This window comes from Streptomyces sp. NPDC053079 (genome assembly GCF_044546695.1).
GTDB lineage: Bacteria > Actinomycetota > Actinomycetes > Streptomycetales > Streptomycetaceae > Streptomyces.
Genome location: NZ_JBITZJ010000004.1, coordinates 691,570 through 708,630, shown reverse-complemented (window position 1 = coordinate 708,630; position 17,061 = coordinate 691,570). Strand labels below are relative to the sequence as shown.

Sequence of the window (17,061 nt, the reverse complement as noted above, 5' to 3'; positions counted from 1 at the left end):
CGTACGGGTGGGACGGCGCCGCGCCGCCACCGGTCGGCGGCCGGGCGCTGATAGCGGTGGACGCATGTCGCACTCACCGGAGCGTTCCTCCCGGCGCCGGCGGTCCGCGCGCCGCCGGGCCGCCCTCGTCGTCGCAGCAGCCTCCCTGGTCCTCGGGGCCGCCGCACCGCCGGCCCCCGGTGCGCTGGGGGTCGGCGACCGGCTCTTCCCGCACCTCGGCAACCCCGGCTACGACATCGCCGCCTACGACATCTCCTTCGGCTACCGCGCCAACAACCAGCCGCTCGACGCCGTGACCAGAATCGTCGCCCGGGCCACCGCCCCCCTGGAGCGGTTCAACCTGGACTTCACCCACGGCACGATCAGCGCGATCGAGGTCAACGGCGCCGCGGCACAGTTCGTCGCGGCCGGCGAGGATGTGGTCGTCACGCCGGCGCGGGCCGTGCCGTCCGGAGGGTCGTTCACCGTCACCGTCCGTCACACCAGCGATCCGCGGGGCGAGGGCGAAGGCGGCTGGGTGGCCACCAGTGACGGGCTGGTCATGGCCAACCAGGCCGACGCCGGCCACCGCGTCTTTCCCGGCAGCGACCACCCCTCCGACAAGGCGATGTTCACCTTCCGGGTGACCGCCCCCAAGGAGCTGACCGTCGTCGCCAACGGGCTGTCCGCCGGCCACGAGACCTCGGGGGCGAACACCACCTGGACGTACCGGACGCTCCACCCGATGGCCACCGAGCTTGCGCAGGTCGCCATCGGCCGCTCCGCCGTGCCCGAGCGCAGCGGGCCGGGCGGGCTCAAGCTGCGGGACGTGGTGCCGGCCGCCGATCAGAAGGAGCTGGAGCGGTGGACGGCCAGGACGCCGGACCACGTCGCGTGGATGGAGAAGAAGGTGGGGGCCTACCCCTTCGAGAGCTACGGCGTGCTCATCGCCGACGCCTCCACCGGCTTCGAACTCGAGACCCAGACCCTGTCCCTCTTCGAGCGCGACATCTTCACCAAGGCCGGCTTCCCCGCCTGGTACATCGAGTCCGTGATGGTCCACGAGCTGTCGCACCAGTGGTTCGGCGACAGCGTCAGCCCGCGGGTGTGGTCCGACCTGTGGCTCAACGAAGGCCATGCCACCTGGTACGAGGCGCAGTACGCGGAGGAGAGGTCCGGCCGGAAGCTGGTGGACCGCATGCGCGCCGCCTATGAGCTCTCCGACCGGATGCGTACCGACGGCGGCCCGCCCGCCGCCCCGATCAAGCCCGTCCCCGGCAAGAAGATCAGCATCTTCCGGCCGGTCGTCTACGACGGCGGCGCGCTCGTCCTCTACGCCCTCCGCCAGCGGATCGGAGCCCCCGCCTTCGACCGGCTGGAACGCGCGTGGGTCCAGCGGCACCGCGACTCCACGGCGTCCACCGCCGACTTCGTCGCCCTCGCCACCGAGGTCTCCGGCCGGGACCAGTCGGGGTTCCTCAGGCCCTGGCTGTACGGGCAGAAGACGCCGCCCATGCCCGGGCACCCCGACTGGAAGACCGCCGCGAAACCCGCGTGACGACACGGCACGCGCATGGGACGATCGACGGGTCGGCGAGGCCGCTGGCCCCGGGAATCTCCGGGGCGTGCCGGACGTTGTCGACCCTGAGGGCCCCCGGCGCGGGGGCAGGCACGTACCCACGACGTAAGGATCAAATGACCTCCTCTTCTTCCCTTCCCCAGGACCGGCAGGACCGGCAGAGCCTCCCGGAGAGCCTTCGGGCCGACGCCCTGATGGAAGAGGACGTCGCCTGGAGCCACGAGATCGACGGGGAGCGCGACGGCGACCAGTACGACCGCTCCGAGCGCGCGGCCCTGCGACGCGTAGCGGGACTGTCCACCGAGCTGGAGGACGTCACCGAGGTCGAGTACCGGCAGCTGCGCCTGGAGCGCGTGGTGCTGGTGGGCGTCTGGACGTCCGGTTCCGTGCAGGACGCCGAGAACTCCCTCGCGGAGCTGGCCGCGCTGGCCGAGACCGCGGGCGCCATGGTGCTCGACGGTGTCGTCCAGCGGCGCGACAAGCCGGACCCGGCGACCTACATCGGCTCGGGCAAGGCCCAGGAGCTGCGGGACATCGTCCTGGAGACCGGCGCCGACACCGTCGTGTGCGACGGTGAGCTCAGCCCCGGCCAGCTCATCCACCTCGAGGACGTCGTCAAGGTCAAGGTGGTCGACCGGACCGCCCTGATCCTCGACATCTTCGCCCAGCACGCCAAGTCCCGCGAGGGCAAGGCCCAGGTCTCGCTGGCCCAGATGCAGTACATGCTTCCCCGGCTGCGCGGCTGGGGTCAGTCGCTGTCCCGGCAGATGGGTGGCGGTGGCTCCGGTTCGTCGGGCGGCGGCATGGCCACGCGTGGCCCCGGTGAGACCAAGATCGAGACGGACCGGCGACGGATCCGCGAGAAGATGGCGAAGATGCGCCGGGAGATCGCGGAGATGAAGACCGGCCGCGACATCAAGCGCCAGGAGCGCCGTCGCAACAAGGTCCCGTCGGTGGCCATCGCCGGCTACACCAACGCCGGAAAGTCCTCGCTGCTCAACCGGCTCACCGGCGCGGGCGTGCTGGTGGAGAACTCCCTGTTCGCCACCCTCGACCCGACCGTGCGCCGGGCCGAGACGCCCTCCGGCCGGCTCTACACCCTCGCCGACACCGTCGGTTTCGTCCGGCACCTGCCGCACCACCTCGTCGAGGCGTTCCGCTCCACCATGGAGGAGGTCGGCGACTCCGACCTGATCCTGCACGTGGTGGACGGCTCGCACCCGGCGCCGGAGGAGCAGCTGGCCGCCGTGCGCGAGGTGATCCGCGATGTGGGCGCGCTCGACGTGCCCGAGATCGTGGTGATCAACAAGGCGGACGCGGCCGACCCGCTCGTGCTGCAGCGGCTGCTGCGCATCGAGAAGCACTCGATCGCGGTGTCCGCGCGGACCGGCGCGGGCATCGAGGAGCTGCTGGCCCTGATCGACGCCGAGCTGCCGCGGCCCGCCGTGGAGATCGAGGCGCTCGTGCCGTACACGCACGGTGCCCTGGTCGCGCGGGCCCACGCCGACGGCGAGGTGATCTCCGAGGAGCACACCCCGGAGGGCACGCTGATCAAGGCCCGGGTGCACGAGGAGCTCGCGGCGGAGCTCCAGCGGTACGTCCCCGCGGTCCGTTCCTGACCTACGCACGCGAAGGCCCGCCCCGACGTCGTCGGGGCGGGCCTTATGCGTTGCCGCTACGGCTAGCGCTTGTTCGCGAACTTCTGGCTGAGCGCGTCGTAGACGCCCTTGGCCTCCGGACCCAGGCGCGGGCCCGCAAGCCAGGTGCTGTTGGCCGGGCCGATCGAGGTGTTCGAGACCAGCACGGCCTTGCCGTCGGGGCCCTTGGCGAACCAGCCGCCCCCGGACGAACCACCGGTCATGGTGCAGCCGATGCGGTACATCGTCGGCTGCGAGGGTTCGATGGTCAGACGGCCCGGCCTGTCGATGCAGTCGTACATCTTCTGGCCGTCGAAGGGCGCCCCGGCAGGGTAGCCCCAGGCGCCCATGCTCGGGATGGACTTCACCTGCGGGGTGCTGAAGTCGACGGTGAGGGCGTTGCCCACCGTCTCCTCGAGCGACTTGCCGTTGCCGTTCTCCGACTTCACGTGCAGCACGGCGAAGTCGTAGGGGGCACCCGCGCCACCGGTCGCGGCACCCTGGGTGATCCACTGCGAGGACGTCTGCGCCCAGTCCGCCCACCACACGCCGTACGGAGCGACGTCCGTCACCGGCGCGCTGTTGACCTGCGAGCCCGGCAGACCCTTGTCGTTGTACGACGGCACGAAGGCGATGTTGCGGTACCAGCCGCCCTTCTTGCCGGCGTGCACGCAGTGGCCCGCGGTCCACACCATGTTGGACTTGCCGGGGTGTGCCGGGTCCTTGACGACCGTCGCCGAGCAGACCATGTGGCCCTCGGGGCTGTCGAAGAACACCTTGCCCACCGGAGCGGCGTTGTCGTGGTACGGCAGGCCGACGGCCTTGGCCTGGACCGGCCGCGGCTCGGGGTCGGTGACGCCCTGGTCGCTGGCACCGCCGCTGCCCGGCACCGTACCCGGGGCGCCCTGCGTCGCGAGCGTCTTGTCGCTGGCGCGCGCGTCCTTCATCTTGTCGGGCTTCCAGTGGCCCTCGATGATGGGGTTGATGAAGTCGCGGGCCTCACGGAGCCACTGGTCCTTGTCCCAGTTCTTCCAGGCGCCGTCCTTCCACTTCTTCTTCCACTTCTCCAGGTCCTGGGTGGGGATCCCCTTGGGCAGGCTCGGGAAGTCGTCGCCCTTCTGATCCGCGGCCGCGCTGGGCTTGGCTTCGCCCGAGGCCTTGTCGTCGCTCGGGCCGCACGCGGTGGCGGTCAGCGCCAGCGCGGCGGCGAGGGCGGCGGCCGCCAGGGCCGGCCGGCGTTTCGATGGCATGGAGTGGGCTCCCCCTGTGATCTGCACTCGCTCTCGGCGAATGTCCGCTCTGAGCACGGAATGTCGTGAACTTGTCATGCACCGCCCCGGCGTGGGGCAGGGCCCCACTATGCCGGTGCCGGGAGAGACGGACATGGGCGGGTCCGTGGTTCCGGAACGAAGGATCTTGAGCCCGGGCCGTGATCCGCAGCTCTCGGCGTCGTTGGTACGTACGGGGGACGCCCGACCATCGTTCAGCGGCAGGAGGAGGCAACCGAGCCATGGCCCCGACCCGACCACCGCTGCCGGCAGAGTCCGCGGCGTCGCCGCAGGCCCACGAGACCATCGCCCGGCGGCAGTCGTCACGCGAGAGCGCGGCCCGTACGTACGCCCGGTCGCTGCCCGTCGTGCCGGTGCGCGCCCGGGGGCTGACGATCGAGGGCGCCGACGGCCGCCGCTATCTGGACTGCGTCTCGGGGGCCGGCACCTTGGCGCTCGGCCACAACCACCCCGTCGTGCTGGAAGCCATCCGTCGCGTCCTCGACTCCGGCGCTCCGCTGCACGCCCTGGACCTGGCCACCCCGGTGGAGGAGGCCTTCACCGGTGAGCTGTTCGCCACGCTCCCACGCGGCCTGGCCGACTCGGCCCGGATCCGTTTCTGCGGACCGGCCGACGCCGACGCGAGGGAGGCCGCCGTCCGGCTCGTGCGGGCCGCGACCGGCCGCGACGGGCTGCTGGCCTCTTCCGGCTCCTCCCATGCAATGCCGGGCTCCGGCGCGGCGTGGGAGACGCGGGCGGTCAGACTGCCGTTCCCGCAGGACTACCGCTGCCCGTTCGGGGTCGGCGGCGAGGCCGGCGAGAAGCTGTCGGTGCGCTGGACCGAGACGCTGCTCGACGACACCGGCGGCGCGGGAGACCCGGCCGGACTGATCGTCGAACCCGTGCAGGACGAGGGCGGGGTCCTCCCGGCCCCCGACGGCTGGCTGCGCAGCATGCGCGAGATCACCACGGCCCGCGCCATCCCCCTCATCGCCGACGAGACGCAGACGGGGGCCGGCCGGACGGGCGCCTTCTGGGCCGTCGAGCACAGCGGAATCGTCCCGGACGTGATGGTCCTGTCCAAGGCCATCGGCGGCAGCCTGCCGCTCGCCGTCGTCGTCCACCACGAAGACCTCGGGACCGGGCGGTCCGCCGAGCCCGAGGGCACCTTCCGCGGCAACCAGCTCGCCATGGCCGCGGGCACCGCGACCCTGCGCCACATCAGGGAGAACGCCCTGGCCGAGCGCGCGGCCCTGCTCGGCCGGCGCATGCTGGACCGGCTGCGCCCCCTGGCGCGCGAACACGACTGCGTCGGTGACCTGCGGGGCAGAGGGCTGATGATCGGCATCGAGTTCGTCGACCCAGGGGCGGAGGAGCCGACCGCGCATGACACCGGTTCCTGCCGGCCGGGGGCCGCAGTGCCCGGTGCGTACGACCCCGGTCTCTGCGGGGAGCTCGACCTCGCGGCCTTGGGCGCCGGTCCTGATCACCCCGCCGCGGGCATCGGTCCGTCCCCCGCAAGCCCGGCGCTGGCCGCCGCCGTGCAGCGGGAATGCCTCCGGCGTGGCCTGATCGTCGCCCTGGGCGGCCGCGATTCCTGCGTGGTTCGCCTGCTGCCGCCCCTGACCATCACCGACGAACAGACCGAAGCCGTCCTCGACCGGCTGTCCGACGCCATCGCCACGGTCTCCCGCACCGCCCACCGGATCCCCCACCCGAGAACGCCGAAGGAGGAAGGCGTCGCATCCCCGGCCGGAACGCCGTGACATGCCCGCCGCACACCGCATGAACGCACCCCTGCCCGCCGACGCGTCCGCCGTCGGCCCGGACCGGTCCCCGGCAGTGCCCCGCCCGGCGGGCCCACGCGGCGAGGCGCAGGTCCACGGCGCCGGCGGCGCCACCGACCCGCTGGACCACCCCGACCCGCACGCCGCCGCGGAGGCCGCCACCGTGGAGAACCTGCTGCGCTGCTGGGTGCGCGAACACGACATCCCGCGGCCCCACGGCGACATCCTCTACCTGCCGCTCAACGCCAGCGGCATCCCCCTGACCGTCCCCGTGCGCTACTGGTCCGCCACCGGCTGGCACCGCTTCGGCCGGGTCACCCTCACCGGCGGACCCGACGACGCCCCCGCCTTCGACGCCGTCACCCTCGCCGCCCTGCTCGGCCGCGAAGCCGCCCACCGGGCGGCGCAGACCGGCCGGCCTCCCACGGAGGACGGGGCCGAACTCGTCGCCCGGGTCGCGGACTCCGCGCGCCGTACCGCCACGTTCCTCACGGCCCGCCGCGAACGGCCCGCCGACCCGGACGCCGGGGAGCTCTTCCTCTACGGCGAGCAGTCCCTGCTTCTGGGACACCCCCTGCACCCCGCGCCCAAGAGCCGCGAAGGGCTCTCCGATGCGGAAACGTTCGACTACTCCCCGGAGCTGCGCGGCCGCTTCCCCCTGCACTGGCTGGCCGTCCACCGCTCCGTGCTGGCCACGGACTCGGCCTGGACCGAGCGCGGCCGTGCCGTCGACGCCCCCACGCTGGCCGCCCGTCTCGCCGGGCCCGGCCTCGAACTGGAGCTTCCGGCCGACACGGTGGCCCTGCCCGTGCACCCCTGGCAGGCGCGCGACCTCCACCACCGCCCGGCCGTGGCCGCGCTCTTCGAGGCCGGGCTGCTCCACGACCTCGGTGCCCGCGGCGACGCCTGGTACCCCACCTCATCGGTCCGTACCGTGCACCGGCCCGGCGCCCCCGCCATGCTGAAGCTCTCGCTCGGCCTGCGCATCACCAACTCGCGCCGGGAGAACCTCCGCAAGGAGCTGTGCCGCGGCGTCGAGGTGCACCGGTTGCTGCGCGGCGGCCTCGCCGAGCGGTGGCGGGCGGCCTGCCCCGGAGGCCTCGGCTTCGACATCGTCCGCGACCCCGCCTGGCTGGCCGTCGACGCCCCCGACGGCACCCCGCTGCCGGGCGTCGACGTCGTCATCCGGCACAACCCCTTCGGCCCCGGCGACGACGCCGTGTGCGTCGCGGGGCTCATCTCGCCCCGGCCCTGGCCAGGCAGGCAGGGACCGGCCGGGCAGCCGGCCGTCTGCTCCCGCCTCGCCGACACCATCGGCCGGCTGGCGTTCCGCACCGGGCGGCCCACCGGTGCCGTCGCCGCGGAGTGGTTCCTGCGCTATCTGGAAGCCGTCGTACGACCCCTGCTCTGGCTCGACGGCGAAGCGGGCATCGCCCTGGAGGCCCACCAGCAGAACACCCTCGTCCTGCTGGACCCCGACGGCTGGCCGGTCGGCGGTCGCTTCCGCGACAACCAGGGCTACTACTTCCGTGAGTCCCACCGCGCCGCCCTCGGCCAACGCCTCCCCGGAATCGGGCAGGAGAGCGATACTTTCGTAGCCGACGAGGTCGCTGACGAACGTTTTCTGTACTACCTGGGCATCAACAACGTCCTCGGGCTGATCGGCGCGTTCGGCTCTCAGCGGCTGGCCGACGAACAGATCCTGCTCGCCGCGCTCCGCCGCTTCCTCAAGGAAGCCGCCACCGGCTCCTCGCCGACCCGCTCCCCTCTCCCCGAGCGGCTCCTGCAGGCGCCCACCCTGCGCTGCAAGGCCAACATGCTGACCAGGCTGCGAGGGCTCGACGAACTCGTCGGACCCGTGGACACCCAGTCCGTGTACGTCACCGTCGCCAACCCCCTGGCCTCGGCAGCGGGATGACGGCGATGGACGGGACGAGCGGGATGAACAGGATGAACGGGACGGGCGCGGAGTGGAACGGCGGCGGAAGCGCGCCGTCGTTCGACCCACTGACGGATCCGATCCCCGGCTTCCACAGCGAGGACTGCATCGACACGGTCGACCTCCGGCTGACCGAGGAACTCATCGAGTTCATCGCCTGTGACCATCCGGGGAGCGCCACCGCCCCGGGCCCGCCGCTCGGAGCCGACCTCCTGGACGCCCCCGCGGACTGGGGGCCCGTCGGTACGGAGCTGGGGCCGTTCCAGCTCGTACCGGTCCGCGTCGAGCGCGACCTTCGGCTGCTCACGCGGTGGATGAACGATCCGGCAGTCGCGGCGTTCTGGGGGCTGGCCGGGTCCGATGCCGTCATCGAGACCCACCTCCGCGGCCAGCTCGACGGCGACGGGCGCAGCGTTCCCTGCCTCGGCGTGCTCGCCGGGGTCCCCATGAGCTACTGGGAGCTCTACCGCGCCGACCTCGATCCGCTGGCCCGCCACTATCCGGCCCGGCCGCACGACACCGGGATCCACTTCCTCATCGGCAAGATCGCCGACCGGGGCCGGGGGCTGGGCACGCTCCTGCTGCGTACGGTCGCCGACCTCGTCCTGGACCGGCGCCCCTCCTGCAACCGCGTCGTCGGGGAACCGGACCTGCGCAACACCCCGTCCGCCGCGGCCTTCCTCGGCGCGGGCTTCCGGCTGACCGGCGAGGTGGAGCTGCCCGACAAGCGCGCGGCACTGATGATCCGCGACCGGGCGCTGCGGGCTGTGCTGTAGGCGTCACCTGCAGCCGTCACGCGAGTGCTTCCGCTGCTCCTCAGCCCCACGGTCCGTCGATCCGGTCACCGGCACGACCATCAGGGCCCGCGATGTCAGTGCCGCCCCGTAGGCTGGCAACGCTATGACTGCCACCTCCTCGCCCTCCCTCACCGACCTGCTGCACACCGCCGTCACCGCCGTCGGCGGGACCGAGCGGCCCGGTCAGGTCGCCATGGCCGAAGCCGTCGCCGCGGCCATCGACGGCGGCTCCCACCTGCTCGTGCAGGCCGGCACCGGCACCGGAAAGTCGCTCGGCTACCTCGTGCCGGCCCTGGCGCACGGCGAGCGGGTGGTCGTCGCGACGGCCACGCTCGCGCTCCAGCGCCAGCTCGTGGAGCGTGACCTTCCGCGGACGGTCGACGCGCTGCACCCGCAGCTGCGCCGCCGCCCGGAATTCGCCATGCTCAAGGGCCGGTCCAACTACCTCTGTCTGCACCGGCTCCACGAGGGCGTGCCGCAGGAAGAGGAAGAGGGGCTGTTCGACCCCTTCGAGGCCGCCGCGCCCTCCAGCAAGCTGGGCAAGGACCTGCTGCGGCTGCGCGACTGGGCGGACGAGACCGAGACCGGCGACCGTGACGACCTCACCCCGGGCGTCTCCGATCGCGCGTGGTCGCAGGTGTCCGTCACCTCCCGCGAGTGCCTGGGCGCCTCGAAGTGCGCGTACGGCGCCGAGTGCTTCGCCGAGGCGGCCCGCGAGCGCGCCAAGCTCGCCGACGTCGTCGTCACCAATCACGCGCTGCTCGCCATCGACGCCATCGAGGGCGCGCCGGTCCTGCCCAGCCATGAGGTGCTGATCGTCGACGAGGCCCACGAGCTGGTCTCCCGGGTCACCGGGGTCGCCACGGGCGAGCTCACCCCCGGCCAGGTCAACCGGGCGGTGCGGCGGGCCGCCAAGCTCGTCGACGAGAAGGCGGCGGACGCCCTGCAGACGGCGTCGGAGAGCTTCGAGCGCCTGATGGAGCTGGCCCTTCCCGGCCGGCTGGAGCAGATCCCCGAGGATCTCGGCTACTGCCTGATGTCCTTGCGCGACGCGGCGCGCACGGTCATCAGCGCTCTCGGCACCACCCGCGACAAGTCCGTCCAGGACGAGGACGCCGTCCGCAAGCAGGCCCTCGCCTCCGTGGAGAACATCCACGCGGTCGCCGAGCGCATCGTGGAGGGCTCGGAGTACGACGTCGTCTGGTACGAGCGCCACGACCGCTTCGGGGCCTCGCTGCGGGTCGCGCCGATGTCGGTCTCCGGGCTGCTGCGCGAGAAGCTCTTCAGCGAGCGCTCGGTGGTCCTCACCTCGGCCACCCTCAAGCTGGGCGGCGACTTCAACGGCGTCGGGGCCTCCCTCGGCCTCGCGCCCGAGGGTGTTGAGGGGGAGGACTGCCCGGAGTGGAAGGGCGTCGACGTCGGGTCGCCGTTCGACTACCCCAAGCAGGGCATCCTGTACGTCGCCAAGCACCTCGCCCAGCCGGGGCGGGAGGGCAGCCGGACGGACATGCTGGATGAGCTGGCAGAGCTCATCGAGGCCGCCGGAGGCCGCACGCTCGGCCTGTTCTCCTCGATGCGGGCGGCCCAGGCCGCGGCCGAGGAGCTGCGCGGCCGGCTCGACATGCCGATCCTGCTGCAGGGCGAGGAGACGCTGGGCGAGCTGATCCGTACATTCGCCGGGGACACCCGTACGTGCCTGTTCGGCACCCTGTCGCTGTGGCAGGGAGTGGACGTCCCGGGCCCGAGCTGCCAGCTCGTCGTCATGGACCGGGTGCCCTTCCCGAGGCCGGACGATCCGCTGATGAGCGCCCGGCAGCGGGCGGTGGAGGACGCGGGCGGCAATGGCTTCATGGCCGTGGCCGCGACGCACGCGGCTCTGCTGATGGCCCAGGGGGCCGGCCGGCTGGTGCGCGCCTCGGGGGACCGTGGTGTGGTCGCCGTTCTCGACCCCCGGCTGGCGACGGCCCGCTACGGCTCGTTCCTGCGGGCCTCGATGCCGGACTTCTGGTACACCACGGACCGTAATCAGGTGCGCCGCTCCCTGTCCGCGATCGACGCGGCCGCGAAGGCGGAGGGCCACTAAGGCCACCAGGGGCCGGGTGCTCCGGGTGGCACCGGAGCGCACAGAGGCAAATGAAGAGCCCCGGAACCGGCGCAGTGGTTCCGGGGCCCGGCCTTTCGGTGCGGGGCTTCACACGCGCCGCAGCACCGCCACCACCTTGCCCAGGATGGTCGCCTCGTCGCCGGGAATCGGCTGGTAGGCGGCGTTGTGGGGGAGCAGCCAGACATGGCCGTCCTCGCGCTTGAAGCGCTTGACGGTCGCTTCGCCGTCGAGCATGGCGGCCACGATGTCGCCGTTCTCCGCGACGGGCTGGCGGCGTACCGTCACCCAGTCGCCGTCACAGATGGCGGCCTCGACCATGGAGTCGCCGACGACCTTCAGGACGAACAGCTCGCCGTCACCCACCAGTTGGCGGGGGAGGGGGAAGACGTCCTCCACCGACTCCTCGGCCAGGATCGGGCCACCGGCGGCGATCCGGCCGACCAGCGGGACGTAGGAGGCGGCGGGCTTGCCGGTGGTGTCGGTGGGCTGGGTGCTCGGCTGATCGGAGCCGCGCACCTCGTAGGCCCGGGGGCGATGAGGGTCCCTGCGCAGGAAGCCCTTCCGCTCGAGGGCCATGAGCTGGTGGGCGACGGAGGACGTGCTGGACAGCCCCACCGCCTGGCCGATCTCGCGCATGGAAGGTGGGTACCCACGGCGCTGGACGGAGTCCCGGATCACCTCGATCACGCGGCGCTGCCGGTCGGTGAGCCCGGAGCTGTCCGCCCGGATGCCCGGGGGCCGCCCGGGAAGCGAGCGGGCCGGCTTCTGGCCCTCGGTGTTCATGGCTGCGTCGTTCATCGGGTGTGCCTGGTCGAGTCGGTTCTGGGAGCGGTCCTGGGCGGTGATGGTGGCGCTGTCTGCGGTGGTGGTCACGTCGGCCCCTCTCGAGATGTTCTCCCTAGCTGGACAACGGTAGTTGCTTTCGAAAGGTTGCGCCAAACACACGTTCGAGTGAAATATCGCGGATCGGCTGACGTGATCAGGTTGGAGGGTGTACGGACGGAGATCAATTCGCCCCATTACGGTACTCTTCGGTGCTGAGTCGCCCGGGTCGCGCCGACGTCCGTACGGGACGGACAGTAGCCGGTCGGGAGGGCTCGTCCGGTACCGCGCGGGGCCGCCGCGCCATGGTGCCAGTGTGACATCCGCGCACCCGCGGGGGCGTCCTCGGGCCCCTCCCGCAGGGGCGCGCCCGGCTTCCGTGGCTCGACACGCGACGGCCTGGGTTGACTGCCCGGCACCAGATCTAGTGGTTTGATGGCGGCAGCTACCCACAAGTTGTGGTCGATGGCCCCTCCCGGTCATTCGCGGACCCGGGCATCGCCTATGCTGGGGGCTGCTCGGCGAGAGCCCCCGAGGGGCCCGTCGCGCGGAGATCGTGCACAGTTTTTTCGAGGTTCCTCGAGGGTGAAGGAGGGTGGAGAGCCATGCACTGCCCCTTCTGCAGGCACCCCGACAGTCGAGTCGTCGACAGCCGGACCACCGATGACGGCTGTTCGATCCGCAGGCGCCGCCAGTGCCCCGACTGCTCCCGTCGGTTCACAACCGTGGAGACCGCGTCACTCATGGTGATCAAGCGGAGCGGGGTCACCGAGCCCTTCAGCCGCAACAAGGTCATCTCCGGAGTGCGCAAGGCGTGCCAGGGTCGCCCGGTCACCGAGGACGCCCTGGCCCAGCTCGGTCAGCGGGTCGAGGAGGCGGTGCGCGCCACGGGCAGCGCCGAGCTCTCCACGCACGACGTCGGCCTCGCCATACTCGGTCCGCTCAAGGACCTCGACCTCGTGGCGTATCTGCGGTTCGCGTCCGTGTACCAGGCGTTCGACTCGCTCGAGGACTTCGAGGCCGCCGTCGCGGAACTGCGTGACGGTGTCCGTCGCGCCGAGGCCGAGGACGCATCCGCGGCGGACCCGGGCGGTCCCGCCGCCGGCGCCGAAGTCCCGGCGCCCGCCGTGGCCGTCGACTGAGCGGCCGCAATCAGACCTACCCGGCGCGCTGAGCGCAGCCGGGTGACAGAACACATCGCGCCCCGGAAGAATTAGGCGCATTAGGGCGTTTTGCCCGTAGAGGGAGGCGGCATGACCGAGACGACGAGCGGCCTGGCACGAGGTTCCCGCTCCAAGGGAAACAAGGGCGGCAAGGGTCTGCGCATCGAACGCATCCACACGACCCCCGGCGTGCACCCGTACGACGAGGTGGTCTGGGAGCGTCGTGACGTCGTCATGACCAACTGGCGCGACGGCTCGATCAACTTCGAGCAGCGCGGCGTGGAGTTCCCCGACTTCTGGTCGGTGAACGCGGTCAACATCGTCACCAGCAAGTACTTCCGTGGCGCCACCGGTTCCCCCGAGCGCGAGTCCAGCCTCCGCCAGCTCATCGACCGCGTGGTGAAGACCTACCGCGCGGCCGGTGAGGAGCACGGCTACTTCGCCTCTCCCGCGGACGCCGAGATCTTCGAGCACGAGCTCACCTACGCGCTCCTGCACCAGGTCTTCAGCTTCAACTCGCCGGTCTGGTTCAACGTCGGCACCAAGCAGCCGCAGCAGGTCTCGGCCTGCTTCATCCTCTCCGTCGACGACTCCATGGAGTCGATCCTCGACTGGTACAAGGAAGAGGGGATGATCTTCAAGGGCGGCTCCGGCGCCGGCCTGAACCTCTCCCGCATCCGCTCCTCCAAGGAGCTGCTCTCCTCCGGCGGCAACGCCTCCGGTCCCGTCTCCTTCATGCGCGGTGCCGACGCCTCCGCCGGAACGATCAAGTCGGGCGGCGCCACGCGCCGTGCGGCGAAGATGGTCGTGCTGGACGTCGACCACCCGGACGTCGAGGCCTTCATTGAGACCAAGGTGAAGGAGGAGGAGAAGGTCCGCGCCCTGCGCGACGCCGGCTTCGACATGGACCTGGGCGGCGATGACATCACCTCCGTCCAGTACCAGAACGCCAACAACTCCGTCCGCGTCAACGACGAGTTCATGAAGGCCGTCGAGAGCGGCTCGAAGTTCGGTCTGCGCGCCCGGATGACCGGCGAGGTCATCGAGGAGGTCGACGCCAAGGGCCTCTTCCGCAAGATGGCCGAGGCGGCCTGGGCCTGCGCCGACCCGGGCATCCAGTACGACGACACGATCAACCACTGGCACACCTCGCCGGAGTCGGGCCGCATCACCGCGTCCAACCCCTGCAGCGAGTACATGCACCTGGACAACTCCTCGTGCAACCTCGCCTCGCTCAACCTCATGAAGTTCCTGCGCGACGACGACCAGGGCAACCAGTCGTTCGACGCCGAGCGCTTCGCCAAGGTCGTCGAGCTCGTGATCACGGCGATGGACATCTCCATCTGCTTCGCGGACTTCCCGACCGAGAAGATCGGCGAGACCACCCGCGCCTTCCGCCAGCTGGGCATCGGATACGCCAACCTCGGCGCCCTGCTGATGGCCACCGGTCACGCCTACGACAGCGAGGGCGGCCGCGCGCTCGCCGGTGCCATCACCTCGCTGATGACCGGCACCTCCTACAAGCGCTCCGCCGAGCTGGCCGCGGTCGTCGGCCCGTACGACGGCTACGCCCGCAACGCCGACGCCCACAAGCGCGTCATGAAGCAGCACGCCGAGGCCAACGGCGCCGCCCTGCGCATGGACGACCTGGACACCCCGGTCTGGGCCGCGGCGACCGAGGCGTGGCAGGACGTCGTCCGCCTCGGCGAGAAGGACGGCTTCCGCAACGCCCAGGCGTCGGTGCTGGCCCCCACGGGCACCATCGGCCTGATGATGGACTGCGACACCACGGGCGTCGAGCCGGACCTGGCCCTGGTCAAGTTCAAGAAGCTCGTCGGCGGCGGCTCGATGCAGATCGTGAACAACACGGTGCCCAAGGCGCTCAAGCGCCTGGGCTACCAGCCGGAGCAGGTCGAGGCGATCGTCGCGCACATCGCCGAGCACGGCAACGTGATCGACGCCCCGGGCCTGAAGGCCGAGCACTACGAGGTCTTCGACTGCGCCATGGGCGAGCGCGCGATCTCCGCCATGGGCCACGTGCGCATGATGGCCGCCGCGCAGCCGTTCCTGTCGGGTGCGATCTCCAAGACCGTGAACCTGCCCGAGTCGGCCACCGTCGAGGAGGTCGAGGAGGTCTACTTCGAGGGCTGGAAGCTCGGCCTGAAGGCGCTCGCGATCTACCGCGACAACTGCAAGGTCGGCCAGCCGCTCTCCGCCAAGAAGAAGGAGCAGGCCAAGGCCCCCGAGGCCGCCGCTCCCGCCGCCGCGGAGAAGGTCGTCGAGTACCGTCCGGTCCGCAAGCGCCTGCCCAAGGGCCGTCCGGGCATCACCACCTCCTTCACGGTGGGTGGCGCCGAGGGCTACATGACCGCCAACTCCTACCCGGACGACGGTCTGGGCGAGGTCTTCCTGAAGATGTCCAAGCAGGGCTCGACCCTCGCGGGCATGATGGACGCCTTCTCGATCGCCGTCTCGGTCGGTCTGCAGTACGGCGTCCCGCTGGAGACCTACGTCTCGAAGTTCACCAACATGCGCTTCGAGCCGGCCGGCATGACGGACGACCCGGACGTGCGGATGGCGCAGTCGATCGTCGACTACATCTTCCGCCGCCTGGCGCTGGACTTCCTGCCTTTCGAGACGCGCTCGGCGCTGGGCATCCACTCCGCCGAGGAGCGCCAGCGTCACCTGGACACCGGGTCGTACGAAGCGGGCGACGACGAGGTGGACGTCGAGGGCTTGGCCCAGTCGGCGCCGCGTCACCTCGAGGCTCCCAAGCCCGACGTCCCGGCCCAGCCCGCCCCGGCCCCGGCCCCCAAGCAGGTGCACAACTCCACCGAGCTGGTGGAGATGCAGCTCGGCCTGAACGCGGACGCCCCGCTGTGCTTCTCCTGCGGCACGAAGATGCGCCGTGCGGGCAGCTGCTACCTCTGCGAGGGCTGCGGTTCGACCAGCGGCTGCAGCTGATCGCGCGGTCAGCGCCGTACGTCGCTGCCCGTCGCTCCATGTGAGCGGCTGACCGTCGTATGACCGATGGGGGAGCCGGCTTTGTGCCGGCTCCCCCATCGGCGTATCCGGGTCCTGCCCCTGTGTGAATACTGGTGCAGTGATCAACTGAAAGGCGGTGGTAGGGAATGAGTAATTCCATATGGTGCGGTGAGGAATTGGACCTCGATGCCTATCTGGCTCGGATCGGCTGGGAGGGGCCCCTCCGGCCGGACCTGGAGACACTGCGGGCGCTGCACCGCAGACATGTGGCGGCGATTCCCTTCGAGAATCTCGAGGTGATCCTGGGCCGTCCGGTGCTGCTGGACGTCAAGGCGCTGCAGGACAAGATGGTGGCGCAGAAGCGCGGCGGCTACTGCTACGAACAGAACTCCCTGCTGGCCGCCGCTCTCGAACGCATCGGGTTCACCTTCTCGGGGCTCGGCGCGCGGGTGCGTTCGGGCAGCGAGACTCTGCGTCCGGTCACTCACATGGCCTTGAAGGTGGAGGCCGACGGTGAGCAGTGGCTGTGCGACGTCGGGTTCGGCGGCGAGGGCCTGCTGGAACCGCTGCCCCTGAGGGACGGGGCGGAAGCCGGGCAGGGAAAGTGGCGGTTTGGAATCGGGCGTGAAGAGAAGGACGTCTACGTTCTGCGCACGCTCCGGTCGGACGGCTGGCGCGACCTTTACGCCGTCGGTCCGGAGGACCGTTTTCCGATCGACTACGTCCTGATGAACCACTACACCTCGACGCATCCCCGCTCGCCGTTCGTCTCCCGGCCGATCATCCAGCAGACGGAGCCGGGCCTACGGCGGATGTTCGTGGGCTCGACGCTCGCGACCGCACATCCCGACGGCTCGATGGAACAACGGGTGGTCCCGGTGGAGGAGTTGGCCGAGGTGCTGCGGAGCGAGTTCCGGATCGAACTGGACGCCGCGGATTCCTCGACGCTCGCCCGCGTGTACTCCTCCGGTACGTGACCGGGGCCACTGCCTGAGCCGTAC

Annotated in this window: 11 protein-coding genes; 9 read left to right on the top strand and 2 right to left on the bottom strand. The window is 71.2% G+C overall.

Annotated features, from left to right (window positions below; genetic code table 11):
• The first annotated feature begins 64 nt into the window (after positions 1 to 64).
• A complete protein-coding gene (locus tag ACIGXW_RS18780) occupies positions 65 to 1,537 on the top strand; it encodes a M1 family metallopeptidase (RefSeq protein WP_399573988.1) in 1,473 nt (490 codons plus the stop codon).
• Positions 1,538 to 1,674: 137 nt separating this feature from the next.
• Positions 1,675 to 3,177 (top strand): GTPase HflX, encoded by a 1,503-nt coding sequence (gene hflX / locus ACIGXW_RS18775; RefSeq protein WP_071964647.1) that lies wholly within the window; start codon positions 1,675 to 1,677, stop codon positions 3,175 to 3,177.
• 62 nt (positions 3,178 to 3,239) lie between these two features.
• Here hflX and ACIGXW_RS18770 read toward each other — a convergent pair whose 3' ends face one another.
• Positions 3,240 to 4,445, bottom strand: a complete 1,206-nt coding sequence (locus ACIGXW_RS18770; protein ID WP_399573987.1) for a trypsin-like serine peptidase — start codon at positions 4,443 to 4,445, stop codon at positions 3,240 to 3,242.
• Between the two features lie 260 nt (positions 4,446 to 4,705).
• Here ACIGXW_RS18770 and ACIGXW_RS18765 point away from each other — a divergent pair, with 260 nt between their 5' ends.
• The 4 genes from ACIGXW_RS18765 (at position 4,706) to ACIGXW_RS18750 (ending at position 11,069) form a co-directional block, all read left to right on the top strand.
• On the top strand, positions 4,706 to 6,229 hold the full coding sequence (locus ACIGXW_RS18765) for an aminotransferase class III-fold pyridoxal phosphate-dependent enzyme (RefSeq protein WP_399573986.1): 1,524 nt from the start codon (positions 4,706 to 4,708) through the stop codon (positions 6,227 to 6,229).
• 1 nt (position 6,230) lies between these two features.
• Complete coding sequence (locus ACIGXW_RS18760; RefSeq protein ID WP_399573985.1) at positions 6,231 to 8,168, top strand: IucA/IucC family protein; 1,938 nt, start codon at positions 6,231 to 6,233, stop codon at positions 8,166 to 8,168.
• Positions 8,169 to 8,200: 32 nt separating this feature from the next.
• The gene (locus ACIGXW_RS18755; protein ID WP_177337466.1) at positions 8,201 to 8,965 is read left to right on the top strand and encodes a GNAT family N-acetyltransferase; all 765 of its coding nucleotides are present in this window, start codon (positions 8,201 to 8,203) and stop codon (positions 8,963 to 8,965) included.
• Positions 8,966 to 9,089: 124 nt separating this feature from the next.
• Positions 9,090 to 11,069, top strand: a complete 1,980-nt coding sequence (locus tag ACIGXW_RS18750; protein ID WP_399573984.1) for an ATP-dependent DNA helicase — start codon at positions 9,090 to 9,092, stop codon at positions 11,067 to 11,069.
• Positions 11,070 to 11,177: 108 nt separating this feature from the next.
• On the opposite strand, the gene lexA is transcribed toward ACIGXW_RS18750, so the two are convergent.
• Complete coding sequence (lexA, locus tag ACIGXW_RS18745) at positions 11,178 to 11,963, bottom strand: transcriptional repressor LexA (RefSeq protein ID WP_071961841.1); 786 nt, start codon at positions 11,961 to 11,963, stop codon at positions 11,178 to 11,180.
• A gap of 554 nt (positions 11,964 to 12,517) precedes the next feature.
• On the opposite strand from lexA, the gene nrdR reads away from it, so the two are divergent.
• The 3 genes from nrdR to ACIGXW_RS18730 all read left to right on the top strand — a co-directional run bounded on the left by nrdR (position 12,518) and on the right by ACIGXW_RS18730 (position 17,037).
• The gene (gene nrdR, locus ACIGXW_RS18740; RefSeq protein WP_071961840.1) at positions 12,518 to 13,054 is read left to right on the top strand and encodes a transcriptional regulator NrdR; all 537 of its coding nucleotides are present in this window, start codon (positions 12,518 to 12,520) and stop codon (positions 13,052 to 13,054) included.
• A 111-nt stretch (positions 13,055 to 13,165) separates the two neighbouring features.
• The gene (locus ACIGXW_RS18735) at positions 13,166 to 16,039 is read left to right on the top strand and encodes a vitamin B12-dependent ribonucleotide reductase (RefSeq protein ID WP_399573983.1); all 2,874 of its coding nucleotides are present in this window, start codon (positions 13,166 to 13,168) and stop codon (positions 16,037 to 16,039) included.
• Positions 16,040 to 16,206: 167 nt separating this feature from the next.
• Complete coding sequence (locus ACIGXW_RS18730; protein ID WP_399573982.1) at positions 16,207 to 17,037, top strand: arylamine N-acetyltransferase; 831 nt, start codon at positions 16,207 to 16,209, stop codon at positions 17,035 to 17,037.
• The last annotated feature ends 24 nt before the right edge of the window (positions 17,038 to 17,061 follow it).

Excerpts from the sequence above, each read along its gene's own strand:
- ACIGXW_RS18780 (WP_399573988.1), top strand. The coding sequence starts at position 65 with ATGTCGCACTCACCGGAGCGTTCCTCCCGGCGCCGGCGGTCCGCGCGC.
- ACIGXW_RS18730 (WP_399573982.1), top strand. The coding sequence starts at position 16,207 with ATGAGTAATTCCATATGGTGCGGTGAGGAATTGGACCTCGATGCCTAT.
- ACIGXW_RS18770 (WP_399573987.1), bottom strand. The coding sequence starts at position 4,445 with ATGCCATCGAAACGCCGGCCGGCCCTGGCGGCCGCCGCCCTCGCCGCC.
- ACIGXW_RS18765 (WP_399573986.1), top strand. The coding sequence starts at position 4,706 with ATGGCCCCGACCCGACCACCGCTGCCGGCAGAGTCCGCGGCGTCGCCG.
- ACIGXW_RS18760 (WP_399573985.1), top strand. The coding sequence starts at position 6,231 with ATGCCCGCCGCACACCGCATGAACGCACCCCTGCCCGCCGACGCGTCC.
- hflX (WP_071964647.1), top strand. The coding sequence starts at position 1,675 with ATGACCTCCTCTTCTTCCCTTCCCCAGGACCGGCAGGACCGGCAGAGC.
- nrdR (WP_071961840.1), top strand. The coding sequence starts at position 12,518 with ATGCACTGCCCCTTCTGCAGGCACCCCGACAGTCGAGTCGTCGACAGC.
- ACIGXW_RS18755 (WP_177337466.1), top strand. The coding sequence starts at position 8,201 with ATGAACGGGACGGGCGCGGAGTGGAACGGCGGCGGAAGCGCGCCGTCG.
- ACIGXW_RS18750 (WP_399573984.1), top strand. The coding sequence starts at position 9,090 with ATGACTGCCACCTCCTCGCCCTCCCTCACCGACCTGCTGCACACCGCC.
- ACIGXW_RS18735 (WP_399573983.1), top strand. The coding sequence starts at position 13,166 with ATGACCGAGACGACGAGCGGCCTGGCACGAGGTTCCCGCTCCAAGGGA.